Origin of the sequence: Pseudomonas sp. TH10 (genome assembly GCF_016651255.1) — a bacterium.
Taxonomy (GTDB): domain Bacteria; phylum Pseudomonadota; class Gammaproteobacteria; order Pseudomonadales; family Pseudomonadaceae; genus Aquipseudomonas.
The window spans coordinates 1-13,353 of the sequence record NZ_JAEKEG010000143.1; the positions used below are offsets into that span (position 1 = coordinate 1).

The window sequence follows — 13,353 nt, forward strand, 5'->3', positions numbered from 1 at the left end:
AGGAGATCAGCGAGCGGATGGCTGCCCTGGCGCGGCAACACGCCCAACTGGTGGAGTTTGAACTGGGCATCGAACAGGCCCGGGCCGCTTGTCCGCTGGAGACGCTTTAGGCGCCTGCGCGTTTCTGGACACCCCGATGTCGAGCACAGACAACTCGCCAGCGGGCGGGCGCTATAGGGTGCGACTTCGTTCTTGCATCCACTGCCCGGAGTCCACATGACCGCACCTATTACCGTTCTTCGCGACACCCATCCCCTGCCGGTACTCGATGCCTGCAAATGGGAAAAACTCGAAGGCGATCCGCACACCGTCAATCTCAACGCCTACACCAGCGAAGACGGCAGCAAGATCATGGGCACCTGGATCTGCACGCCGGGCAAATGGTATGTGGAATACGTGAAGTGGGAGTACTGCCATTTCCAGGAAGGCTACTGCGTGATCACGCCGGAAGGCATGGCGCCAATCCATCTGCGTGCAGGGGATATCTTTGTCGTTGAGCCAGGGATGAAAGGCACGTGGGAAGTGGTCGAGACTGTGCGCAAGTATTTCGTGTTTGCCTGATGCATAGAAAAGATCGCAGCCTGCGGCATTCCCGTGTAGGAGCTGCCGCAGACTGCGATCTTTTGCTTGTGCGAATTACCCGCTTTTACTGGGGTTTGCGATAGCTGTTGATGATCGCCGAGAAGTCCTGGCCACCCTCGCCACGCAGGCTCATTGCCTGATACAACTGCTGCGCCACGGCGCCGAGCACCACGGGTTGATGCGCCTGACGCGCCGCTTCCGTCGCCAGCCCGAGATCCTTGAGCATCAACTCCGCCCCAAACCCGCCGGTATAACCGCGCGAGGCCGGCGCCGTTTCGACGATGCCCGGCCACGGGTTGTATATTTCCGAACTCCAGCAACGCCCGGTCGAGCTGTTGATGATGCCGGCCAACACCGACGTGTCGATGCCCAGCGCATCGCCCAGGGCCATCGCTTCACTGACGCCGACCATGGAAATCGCCAGCAGCAAGTTGTTGCAGATCTTGGCAATCTGCCCGGTGCCGACTTCACCGCAATGCACGATGTTGCGGCCCATCTGCGCCAGTACCGGTTGCAGGGTGGCGAACAGTTCCGGGGTGGCGCCGACCATAAATGTCAGGGTCCCAGCGGTCGCGCCGCCAGTGCCGCCCGAAACCGGCGCATCGGCCACGGTCACACCTTGTTTCGCAGCCGCGGCAGCCACATCGCGAGCCGTCTGCGGATCGATGGTGCTGCAATCCACTGCCGGCACGCCTTTGCCGATGCCGGCGAGCACGCCGTCCTCACCCAGCCATACGCTGCGCACGTGCACGGCGGCCGGGAGCATGGTGATCACCAGTTCGGCGTCTTCGGCCGCTTCACGGGCCGATGAACGAATCGTGCCGCCCTGCTGCTCCAACTCCGCCAAAACGGTTTTGTTCAGATCAACCAGGTTCAGCGAATGGCCCGCCTTGATCAGGTTACGCGCCATCGGCGCGCCCATGTTGCCCAGACCGATAAATGCGATTTTCATGGCCCGTTCCTCAGCGCAGGTTGATGGTGGTGTTCACGCCGTCGTTGACGCTGTCGTCATCGAACCAGCGCGCCGTGACCGTTTTGGTCTGTGTGTAGAACTGCACCACTTGCTTGCCGTACGGGCCGAGGTCGCCGAGTTTCGAACCACGCGAACCGGTGAAGCTGAAGAATGGCACCGGCACTGGAATCGGAATATTGATGCCGACCTGGCCGACGTCGATTTCAGTCTGGAATTTACGCGCCGCTGCGCCGCTCTGGGTGAACAGACCCGTGCCGTTGCCGAACGGGTTGGCGTTGACAAGCGCAATCGCCTGATCAAGGGTGTCGACTTCCAGCACCACCAGCACCGGGCCGAAGATTTCCTGGGTGTAAATCTGCATGTCGGTGGTCACGCCCGAGAACAGGGTCGGGCCGACAAAGTTGCCTTGCTCGTAGCCCGGCACCTTGATGTCGCGGCCATCCATTTCGAGCTTGGCGCCCTCCTTGATACCGCTTTCGATCAGGTCGAGAATCCGTGCCTTGGCTTTCTTCGAGATCACCGGCCCGACATCGGTGCCCGGCTCGCTACCGGCATTGACCGTGAGCTTCTGCGCCAGCGCTTTCAGATCCGGCAACCATTGTTTCGCAGCGCCAACCAGCACTACCACCGAGGTGGCCATGCAACGTTGCCCGGCCGCACCGAAACCGGCGCCGACCAGCGCATTCAGCGCTTGTTCGCGATTGGCGTCCGCCAGCACCACGGCGTGGTTCTTCGCGCCCATCATCGATTGCACGCGTTTGCCGTGCTTGCCGGCCAAGTCATAAACGTGAGTGCCGACCGCCGTCGAACCGACGAAGGACACCGCTTTGATGTCCTTGTGCGTGCACAGACCATCGACCACATCTTTACCGCCATGCACCACGTTGAGCACGCCAGCCGGAACGCCGGCCTCGATGGCCAACTCCACCAACAACATGGTCGACAGCGGATCCTGTTCCGAAGGTTTCAAGACGAAGGTGTTGCCGCAGGCGATAGCCATCGGGAACATCCACAGCGGAATCATGGCCGGGAAGTTGAACGGCGTGATGCCGGCGCACACACCGATTGGCTGGCGCAAGGTGTAAGTGTCGACGCCGCCGGCAACGTTTTCGGCGAATTCACCCATTTGCAGGGTGCCGATGGAACAGGCATGCTCGACCACTTCCAGGCCACGGAAAATATCGCCTTCAGCGTCGGCAATGGTTTTGCCCTGCTCGTTGCTCAGCACCACGGCAATGCGCTTGGAGTGCTCGCGAATCAACGCCTGGAGCTTGAGCATGATGCGCATGCGCGCGCCGATCGGCGTCAGCTTCCAGGTCTGGAAGGCGCGATGGGCAGCGGCAATGGCCGCGTCGACTTCCGAGGCGGTGGCAAACGGAACCTTGGCGAGCACTTGCTGAGTCGCCGGGTTGACGATGTCGTGCCACTCGGTGGACTGCGATTCGACCCATTCACCGTTGATCAGCAGTTTGACCTTCTGAACCGTGGTTTCGTTGGGCGTAAGCGATGCGTTCATGCTGGTCTCCAAAACTTGTTTTTATCGTAGGAGCCAAGGCGAAGGGTTCGCCTTGAGATGAGGCGTGTGTCACGAATTGGTTGTCGGACTGTTTTTGGAGTATAGATGTGCAAACTTCTAATAAGAACGCACATATAAGCCCGTCCATCATGCAAAAAAACATCACCTCTTTAGGTTCGCTGAACTGGGACGACCTCAAGTTTTTCCTCGAAGTCGCCCGTACCCGCAAGGCCAGCACCGCCGCCAAACGGCTGGCTGTCGACTACACCACGGTGTCGCGCCGGATCAGTTCGCTGGAAGCGGCGTTAGGCACGTTGCTGTTCGAGAAGTCGCGCACCAGCGGTTTTGTGCTGACCACCGAAGGCCAGCGTTTGCTCGGTTATGCCGAGTCGATCGAAAGCACCTTGCACATGGCCTGCGAGCAGGTTTCCGGCTCCGGCGTGGCGCTGTCCGGGCATGTGCGCATGGGCTGCACCGAAGGTTTCGGCAGTTTTTTCATCACCCCGCAATTGAGCCACTTCGTTGATGCCTACCCGGCGATTTCGGTGGACATCCTGCCGCTGCCGCACTTCATCAGCCTGTCCAAGCGCGAAGCCGATATTGTCATCGCCTTGGAGCGTCCTGAGCATGGGCCGTACGTCTGCTGCAAACTCTGCGACTACCGCTTGCAGCTCTACGCGACCCAGGACTACCTCGACCAACACCCACCGATCCGCCGCCCGGGCGACTTGAGCAAGCATCAATTCATCAGTTATGTGGACGATCTGGCGTTCAGCTCGGAGCTGCTGTACCTGGCGAACGTGCTGCCCGGCGCCCACGCGAACCTGCGCAGCACCAGCGTGATCGCGCAATTTGTGGCCGCGCAGCAAGGGCGTTCACTGGCGATTCTGCCGTGCTTCCTCGCCGCGCAGGACCCACGCCTGCTGCCGGTACTGCCGGAAGAAATCAACATCACCCGGCAATTCTGGATGTACTGCCGCGAGGATCTGAGGAAGCTCAAGCGGATTACCCTGTTGTGGGATTACATCCGCGGGGTGACTGAGCAGAATCACGGGCTGTTGATGGGTGAGAGTCGCGAGATGTTGTTCGCCGATTAACTGGCGGTACCACGATCGACACACGGCGGTTCTCGGTGCGGCCGACAAGTCGGCAAATGTGCGTTACTGGCCGGGGGCCTCATCCAGTTCAAGCATCAGCCCGCTCAGGCGCTTGACCTTGCGCCGCACGGCCTCTTCGAATACGCCGGCACGGGGTTCTATGAGGGTGAACCAGTGCTTTGCCCGGGTGATTCCGGTGTAGATCAGCTCCTTGGTCAGCACCGGATTCAGGGCGTCCGGCAGAATCAGCGCGGTGTGGGCGAACTCCGAACCCTGGGACTTGTGCACCGTCATCGCGTAGACGGTTTCGACGTCGTTGAGCCGGCTCGGCAACACGAAGCGCACGCCGCCCTGCCCATCATTGCGCGGGAAAGCCACGCGCAGCACCGGTTTACCGGCGTCCGGCCCCTCGCGTTCCGGTAGCTTGAGGCGCGATGCCGATGTCACCGTTCATCAGCCCCAGGCCGTAGTCGTTACGCGTCATCAATACCGGGCGACCTTCGTACCACTGCTGATCGTTATCGATCAAGCGGGCCTTGAGCAGCGCGGCGGTCGCTCGCTGATTCAGGCCTTCCACGCCCCAGGGGCCCTTGCGTACGGCGCAGAGCAACTGGAAGGCGTCGAACGCCTGCAGCACCTGGCGAGCCCAGTCGGCCCAGCAAGGATCCTCAAGGGCTCGGCCAGGCGCCGGGCGCTGCTGGCGCAGCAGGCCGAGGTAGTGCCGATAACCCTGCGGCCCATCGCCGTGACCTTCAAGCAGCAAACGCTCCAGCGCCCGGTCCTGTTCGCCCTTGAGCGACAGGCTGAACACGTCGTCATGGCTGCGGGTGGCCAGCAGTTTGCGCGCCTCTTCAGGCTGCTGCTGATTGACGCGGCGAGCCAGCTGGCCAATGCCGCTGCCCTCCCCGAAGCGGCGCGAATGGCGCAGCATCACCACTTGTTGCGCCAGCGGATGAGCGCCCTGGGTATCCTCGTGCAGGTCGCTGTTTGCCAGGCTTTCGCCACTGACCTGCTCCAGCCACTGGCGAGTCTGCGGGCTGTACCAGCCGGCCTCCGCGTCACGACACAGGTCGCCCAGCACGGCGCCCGCTTCCACCGACGCCAGCTGATCCTTGTCACCCAGCAGCACCAGTCGCGCATGGGCCGGCAGGGCATCGAGCAGATTGGCCATCATCTCCAGGTCGATCATCGACGCTTCATCGACCACCAGCACGTCCAGTGGCAAGCGATTGCCCGCGTGATGCCGGAAGTGCCGCGTCCCGGGCCGGCTGCCGAGCAGGCGGTGCACCGTGGTGACGTCCGAAGGAATTTTCGCCCGGACCGCTTCGCTGACTTCCAGCGTCCTGACCTGCTGGCTGATGGACTCGGTCAAGCGCGCCGCCGCCTTGCCCGTGGGTGCGGCAAGACGGATGCGCAGCGGCTGGCCAGCATCGACTGCGGGCGCCTGGAGCAACGCCAGCAACCGTACGACGGTGGTGGTCTTGCCGGTGCCGGGACCACCGGTGACGATACTGAATGCACTGCGGGTCGCCAGGGCGCAGGCGAGTTTTTGCCAGTCGATCACTTCACCCGGCCTGGCGGGCCCGAACAGGCCGGTGAGGCGCTGGTTCAAATCCGCAGGGGTCACTTCGTGCTCAGCCAGGCGCTGGCGCAATGACAGGTCGATGCGTCGTTCGTACGCCCAGTAGCGCCGCAGGTACAGGCGTTTACCCGACAGCACCAAAGGCCTTTGCTGGGCATTCTCGCGTCCGTCGGCTGCCAATGCGACCAAGGGGCTGACCGCCAGCGCCTTGCACCAGTGAGCGCCATCCAGCGCCTCGAGCAACTGCGAGGGCAACACCATTGAGCCCCTTGCACATCGCCTTCGGGTGGCAGGGACAGGGCAAAGTCCGGTTCCTTGAGAGTCTCGTACAGATCCAGGCACACATGCCCGTGACCCAACTGGTGGCTGGTCAGCGCGGCCGCCAGCAATACCAGGGGATCGTCATCGGGCGCCAGCTCATGCAGGAAGGCCACGAACGCCTTGTCCAATGCACGCAACCAGCCGCGCTCGACCCAGCGCGTGAGCAACAGCAGCAAGTCTTCGGCGCGGCTCAAGGGTGCGAGGTCGGCCAGGCTTTCAGCCGCCAGTGAGGTGGGCAGCAAATCGGCGAAGGTGCGACTCATAGCAGTTCTCCCTGTTCCCAGGCGGGTTCGGCCTTGGGCTGCGGCTTGCCCTGGAACAGGCGATCAAGGTGTTCGATCAACTCCCGTGGCGGACGGGCGAAATAAACCCCTGGCTGGCTGCACGGGTGCCGCGCAGGAACAGGTACAACGCACCGCCCACGTGACGGTCATAGTCGTAATCGGCCAAACGCGCTTTGAGCTGGCGATGCAGGGCCAGCAGGTACAGCACGTATTGCAGGTCATAGCGGTTGTCGAGGATCGATTGCTCCATCGCTTGCGCGGTGTACGCCGAGTCATCGACACCCAGCCAGTTGGATTTGTAATCCGCCACGTAATACCGACCTTCGTGTTCGAACGTCAGGTCGATGAAACCCTTGAACATGCCATTGAGTTGTACCGGTTCTGCTGCGACGCGGGCCAGACCATTATGGGTGTACTGACGCACGAGCTCGTCGAGTTTGAGCACGTCGACCTTGTGGCTGGCGAACCAGAATTCCATTTCAACCCGATATTGCTTCAGTTGCTCAAGAACCACCGGCGCCTGCCCGCCGCCAATCGACAGCGGAGATTTGAGCAGGTGTTGTAACCAGTCACTGAGGGTCGTGATCCAGCCTTCCCAGCCACGCAGATTGCAGCGGCGGGCAATCGAATCCTCCAGCGCTTCGCGACTAACCGCAAAGCCGTCGTCACCGGCCCACTCCAGCAAACCGTGGAGAAACGTGCCCGGATTGGGGCCACGGGGAAACCGATGGATATCGGCGCCGCCGGCGATGATCTCTCGCGGCGCGTCAGGGTCGAGGCGTTCGTCATCGAACAGTTTCTGTGCTTGCGGACTTTCCGGTGCTTCGTCGCTGCCGATACTCAAGCTGTCGCCGATACGCAAAGCGCTGTAGGAGGCGATCCACCAGTTTTCACTGGCCCGGCGTTTGGGCATCAGCGGCGCGAGCAGGCGCGCGTCGTTCTGCGGCGGCTGGTAGTGCTCGGCGGTAGCGGGCGGGACTTCGCAATAACGCAGGGCGGGGCAATCTTGCTGAAGGTCTTCCAGCCAGCGTTTTAAACCGGCAGATTCCGCCAGCATGGCACCGCCACCCAATAGATAACCCAGTGCCGACAGGTGCAGCACCGAGCTGTTGTTATTGCCTCGCTTGAGATCCGTCACACCCAGCCAACAGGCGTGCTGCGCGCGGGTCAGAGCGACATACAGCAGGCGCAGATCTTCAGCCAGACGTTCGTCGTCAGCTTGTGCGATCAACTCGGCGGTCGGCTTGAGACTGACTTGAGCCTTGCCTGAAGCATCGTGGTAATGCAGCGGCAAACGGCTGCCGTCTACCGGTTTCGCCGAGCAAATGAATGGCAGAAATACCAGAGGGTACTCAAGGCCTTTCGACTTGTGGATGGTCACGACCTTGACCAGTTGCTCATCACTTTCCAGACGCAGGATCTGCTCTTCGCCAGCCTGACCGGACAGCGCCAGAAGCTCGGCCAAATGACGGATCAACGCTTGCTCGCCGTCCAGTTCCGCAGCGGCTTGTTGCATCAGCTCCGACAGGTGCAACAGGTTGGTCAGAACACGTTCGCCGTCAGTGCGTGCGATCAACGCCTGCGGCAAATGGAAATCGTGCAACAGGCGCCGCAGCATCGGCAGCACGCCTTGCTTGCGCCACAGCTCGCGGTAGCCGCGGAACTGCATGACCCGGGATTCCCAGACCAGCTCATCCTGGTTCAACCGCTCCAGCTCAACCAATGGCAGGTTCAGGGTGATGCAGGCCAATGCGGCTTTCAATGAACGCTCGACGTCTGGCTCGGCACATGCCTTGAGCCAGGACAGCAGGTCGTGGGCTTCTTGCGCCGCGAACACCGAATCCTTGTCGGAGAGGTAAACGCTGCGCACGCCTCGGGCGGCGAGTTGACCGCGCACGGCCTGAGCCTCTTTGCCATCCCGGACGAGAATCGCGATATCCGAAGGGCGCAGGCCTCTGAACGCTTCACCGTCCCGAGTGAATCCGGCGCTAGCGGTTTGCCCGCCATTGAGCAGAGCGGTGATTTCACTGGCGCATGCAGCTGCCATTTGTTGCCGGTAAACCACGCCTGACAGCGGTTGATCACTGGATAAATGCCAGACATTCAGCGCCGCGACGTCTTGCCCGGCGATCTGCAGTTTCTCCTTGCGACCTTGCGAATCAACCGGCTGAAACGGCACAGGATTCTCGCCGCTTTTCTCGCGGAACAAAAACGCGCCGCGTCCCTGCTCTCGGGACTCGGCGCGCTCGAACACATGATTGACTGCCGTCACCATGCCATGGCTGGAACGGAAGTTGGTGCCCAGCGTATGCAATCGGCCAGTGGTGGCTTGGCGCGCCCGCAGATAGGTGTAGATGTCTGCACCGCGGAATGCGTAGATCGCCTGCTTGGGGTCGCCGATCAGAAACAGCCCAGTATCGGGATTGTTGTCTTCGATGCGATAGATACTCTCGAAGATGCGGTACTGCACCGGATCGGTGTCCTGGAACTCGTCGATCAAGGCCACCGGAAACTGTTCGCGAATCAGCGAGGCGAGGCGCTCGCCGCCATCGGCTTGCAGGGCGGCATCGAGGCGCAGCAGCATGTCATCGAAGCCCATCTCGGCACGGCGCCGCTTCTCTTCTTCGAACCGGGTACCCACCCACTGGGCCGCGTGTTGCAGCACGGCCGCATCGGGAGTCGGCAGGTTATCCAGACTGGCCTTGAGCCCCGGCATCGCATCCAGCCCCGGGTGACTTGGCACTTCGCCCTTCCAGGCTTCGGCCATGCCGTCCGGGGTCAGGCGGGTGAAGCCGGTGCCGATGTCCAGCTGCTCCAGCGATTCGTCCGCGGCCCAGGCCTGGATCTTTTCAAACCAGGGTTCGAAATAACGCGCCTGCATCTTGCGCCCGTCGACGCTCTTGCTTGCGACACCCTGGTGGCAGATGGCGAGCAGCTCCTGTGCCCATTGAGTCCAGGGCATCTTCAGCTCAAGCAATGCCGCCCGCCGTTCCTGCAGGCATTCGGTAATCAGTTGCGCAGGCTCTTTGCCGGCAGTGGTGCCACGCTCACTGGAGAACAGCCCACGCACACGCGGCAACAACGCCGCCGGCCCCCCAGTTTCCACGCACCCAGCTCAGCGCATCGCCTTGCATGGGGTAGCAGAACAACCGCCAGTAATCGCGCAGGACTTCACCCAGCAAGTCGCTGTGGTCAGTTTCCAGGCTTTGGGTAAACAGGCTGCCACTGTCGAACGCGTGCTCGCGCAACATGCGCTGGCACCAGCTATGGATGGTCGAGACCGCAGCTTCGTCCATCCACTGCGCCGCGATGTCCAGGCGGTTCGCACATCCGGCCCACTGTTCCCCTGGGTATTGATCACGCAGGTCGGCGATCAGGGCGTCTGGTGCAGTTATTTCATCGCGGAAAAACGCGCCGCTTCAGCCAGGCGCGTGCGGATACGTTCGCGCAGCTCCTTGGTCGCCGCGTCGGTGAAGGTCACCACGAGGATCTGCGGCGGCAGCAGTTCACGGCCGAAACCGGCGGACTCGCCACCGTGGCCCAGGACCAGGCGCACATACAATGCGGAGATGGTAAAAGTCTTGCCGGTGCCGGCGCTGGCTTCGATCAGCTGGCTGCCGCGAAGCGGAAAAGCCAGGGCCAATGGTGTCTTGTCGGTCATGCGCGCGAGTCCTCGCTGTTCAGCGAACGCCAGGGAGCTTGCAGCAGCGGTCGATACAATGCATCGCACCACCCGGGGAATGATTCATCCGCCGTGAGCGCGTCGTAGTCCTTGAACTGCCGGGTCAGCGCAGGACTTTCGCGGCGCTCGCCTTCACTGTTCTGCCCATCACCGTCATAGGCTTTACGGGCAGCGGCTTCGGCCTTGAGCGGATCGGTCTGGGACAGCCAGGCAAACGCGGTTTTCACTGCAATCGGCAATGGCTGGCGCATGCCGGTTTTCCAGGCCAGCAGCAGATCGCCCAGAATGCCCAAAGCCTGTGCCTGCTCCATTGGGGCCAGCAGCAGACTGTCGTCACTGGCCACCAATGCTGTGGTCAGTGAAACGCCGCTGGCGCAGGCGACAAGGTGATTGACCCACGGTTTGGTCAGTCGATGCCATTTGCGGCTCTTGATCGAGCCAATGCTGTTGGGAATGGTCGTGACCGACAAGACACCGCCATCGGCGCGCTGATGCAGGCCGGAGAGCCAGCCTTCAAGGCGTAAATTCTGCAACTCGAGATGAATCGGCATCGCGCTGGTCAGCGGGGTTGGCCATAACGTCAGAAGTTGCCGATAGCGTAGCAGCAAGTCCGGTAGCGGCTCGATCAACTCGCGTTGCAGGCATTCGCCAAAACCGGCCATTGGCAACAATCCGCTGTTTTGCAGACGGATGGCGTGTGCAGCCAGGGTCTGATCCACAAAATCGGGTTGCCCCAGCGCCGCTTCCAGCAAACTGTCGCTAAGGCTGTAGCGTTGCAGGGCATCGAGGACAAAAGGCTCTTCATCGGCCAGGGGGCCTCGGCCGCCTCAAAGAATATCTTCAAGCGTTGGCTGAAGAAGTGGCGCACCGGGTTGCGCAGGAAATCCTGAAGTTGCCCCAGGCTCAACGGCTCTTCCTGGACGTAGGCTTCAAGGGTCTCGAACCCGGCATCCGTTGCATTGGCTTGATGGAGGGTCTGCCATTCGCTGGCATAGCTGAACAGCCCATCGCCCTCATGGAAATAGCGGGCGCTGAAAGGCTGTAGCGGGTGTTCCTGCGTCATGGCTTCAAGCAGGTCCTGCGCCTCGTCGGCCGAGTGCCAACCGCTGGCCAGGTGATCGCGAAGCTGGCCGATCAGTACCGAGGCCGGACGTTCGCTGTTGTCGCGAATGCTGCGGCCTACCCAGCTGATATAAAGCTGATCACGGGCCGAGAGCAGGGCTTCGAGCAGGAGATAACGGTCGTCTTCGCGCCGTGATCGATCGCCGGGGCGGTAATCGCTGCCCATCAGGTCGAAGTCCAGCGGCGGTTGCGCGCGAGGGTAGTCGCCGTCGTTCATGCCGAGCAGGCACACCAGCTTGAACGGGATGGCCCGCATGGGCATCAAGGTGCAAAAGTTGACTGCCCCGGCCAGGAACCGCTGGGATAAGCGCCCCTGATCGAGGCCCGCGAGCCAGGCTTCGCGAACCACGGTCAGGGGTAACTGGTCATGCAACCCAACCGACTCACAGGTTTCCAGCCAGGTTTCGCGCAACTCTTCCAGCTGGGCGAGCAAGTAGTCGTCGTGTTCGTTGCTGGCCTGGAAAAACAACTGGATCAACGCTTGCAGGCGCATGCCCCATTGTCCGGGAGCTGCAGGAGAAGCCAGCTCATGGTGAGCAATGTCCAGCGCATCGAGCAGCGCTACCAGCGGCCCGATCAGCGCGGCATCCAGGCCGCCGATCTCGTCATAGGGTTCGATGCCGCCGTAGGCACCAGAGCTGCCTACCGCGTAACCGAGCAACATCCTGCGCAGGCCGAAACGCCAACTGTTTTGCTCAAGCTCGGCGGGCAAGCCGAGATTGGCGCGTTGTTCGGCATTCATTCCCCAGCGCACACCCGCGCCTTCGATCCAGCGGTGCAACGTCGGCAGGTCGCGCTCTTCCACGCCGAAACGGGCACGCAGCGCCGGTACGTCGAGCAAATCGAGAATCTCGCTGACCGGGAAACGGCTGTCCGGCAACTTGAGCAGGTGCTCGACCGCGATCAGTAATGGATCACGACCACGCTGGCCCTGATCCGCCAATGTGAAGGGGATGAAGCGCGGATCATGTCGATCGATCTGACCAAAAACAGCGCGTATGTGTGGTGCATAACTGTCGACGTCCGGCACCATGACGATCACATCGCGCGGGCGCAGATCCGGGTTGGCACTGAAGCGTGCCAACAGCTGGTCATGGAGGATTTCGACTTCGCGTTGAGCACTGTGGGCAACGTGAAAACGGATCGAATTGTCCTTTGCCAGATCAACAGGAGGCCAATGCTCGCGAGTTTCACTGAGTGGACGCAACTCGAGGATGTCGTCCTGTAATTGATTGAGCAAATTGTGCGGCTGAGTGTCGCTGAACAGGTCAATTCGCCCGTCGCGAAAGGCCGCACGATAGCTGTTGGGATCGTCATAGCTGTCGAGCAGGTTGATGTAGTCGCGACCCTGTTTACCCCATGCAGCCAATAATGGATGGGCGTGTTGATGCAGTGTGTCTGGGTCAAGTGCGACAGGCATGCCACTCTTGCGCGATTGCCGCTTGTATTGGTGACGCAGTAAATCCTTGTCCGCGACGATATCGGCCCAGTGGTGACGGCAAGGGTTGTGTACGCACAGCAGGACCTGACTGAAACGGGCGAGCCCGGCCAGCGCTTCCAGGGCCTGGGCCGGCAGCGAGGAAATCCCGAATACGATCACCCGCGAAGGCAACCCCGCAGGCGCTTCATCCAGGCCATTGATACGTTCGATAAACCGTTGGTGCACGCCCGCACGACTTTGCGCCATGCCCTGCTCACCCACATCCAGCAACAGTGCGCGCCACAACTCCGCTTGCCAGGCGTTGGCCGGAGTCAGCGGCTTGGCTTCGCCGCGTCCGTTGCGTAACTGGTGTCGACCTTCCGCCCAGTCTTCAAGCCAGTCAGCCCGGTAGACCTGGTATTGGTCGAACAGGTCGGCCAGGCGTTCGGACAGCTGATAACGCTTGCGCAAGTCGGTGTCGTTGGTGAGGAAGCGTTGCAGGGGCTCGAAGTGTGGCTGATCGATCACCTGCGGTAGCAGGCGCATCAGGCGCCAGGTCAAGGGCGCTTTATCGAGCAAGGATTTGACCGGAATTTCCTCGCGACCAAGGACCATGCGATACAGCTGCCACATGAAACTGCCGGGCAGTTGCACGTCGATGGCAGCGGCAATTCCGCAGCCGCCCGTATCGTCGTCTTCAGGGTCTTCTGCCAGTGCCAGCTTGAGCCATTGGGCAATGCCGTTGCTCTGGACCAGGGCGATTTCGTTTTCCAG

Annotated in this window: 4 protein-coding genes and 3 pseudogenes; 2 read left to right on the plus strand and 5 right to left on the minus strand. The window is 61.5% G+C overall.

Annotated elements, in window-relative coordinates:
* The first annotated feature begins 216 nt into the window (after positions 1-216).
* Positions 217-561: a cupin domain-containing protein gene (locus JFT80_RS20010; protein WP_028624747.1), complete on the plus strand. Its 345-nt coding sequence runs from the start codon at positions 217-219 to the stop codon at positions 559-561.
* Between the two features lie 85 nt (positions 562-646).
* Here the strand turns inward: JFT80_RS20010 and mmsB are convergent, their stop codons facing one another.
* Both mmsB and JFT80_RS20020 read right to left on the minus strand, forming a co-directional pair.
* A complete protein-coding gene (gene mmsB, locus JFT80_RS20015; protein WP_201149040.1) occupies positions 647-1,534 on the minus strand; it encodes a 3-hydroxyisobutyrate dehydrogenase in 888 nt (295 codons plus the stop codon).
* A gap of 10 nt (positions 1,535-1,544) precedes the next feature.
* Entirely contained in the window at positions 1,545-3,071 is a 1,527-nt protein-coding gene (locus tag JFT80_RS20020) for a CoA-acylating methylmalonate-semialdehyde dehydrogenase (protein WP_201149041.1), read from the minus strand.
* 149 nt (positions 3,072-3,220) lie between these two features.
* On the opposite strand from JFT80_RS20020, the gene JFT80_RS20025 reads away from it, so the two are divergent.
* Positions 3,221-4,168: a LysR family transcriptional regulator gene (locus JFT80_RS20025; protein WP_201149042.1), complete on the plus strand. Its 948-nt coding sequence runs from the start codon at positions 3,221-3,223 to the stop codon at positions 4,166-4,168.
* Between the two features lie 63 nt (positions 4,169-4,231).
* Here the strand turns inward: JFT80_RS20025 and recD are convergent.
* From recD to recC, 3 pseudogenes are all read right to left on the minus strand, one after another.
* A pseudogene (gene recD / locus JFT80_RS20030) lies at positions 4,232-6,334 on the minus strand (exodeoxyribonuclease V subunit alpha).
* Positions 6,331-10,016: pseudogene (gene recB / locus JFT80_RS20035) on the minus strand (exodeoxyribonuclease V subunit beta). The pseudogenes recD and recB overlap by 4 nt, the downstream one beginning before the upstream one ends.
* Positions 10,013-13,353 (minus strand): annotated as a pseudogene (gene recC / locus JFT80_RS20040) (exodeoxyribonuclease V subunit gamma); the annotation flags it as partial. The pseudogenes recC and recB, both read right to left, overlap by 4 nt.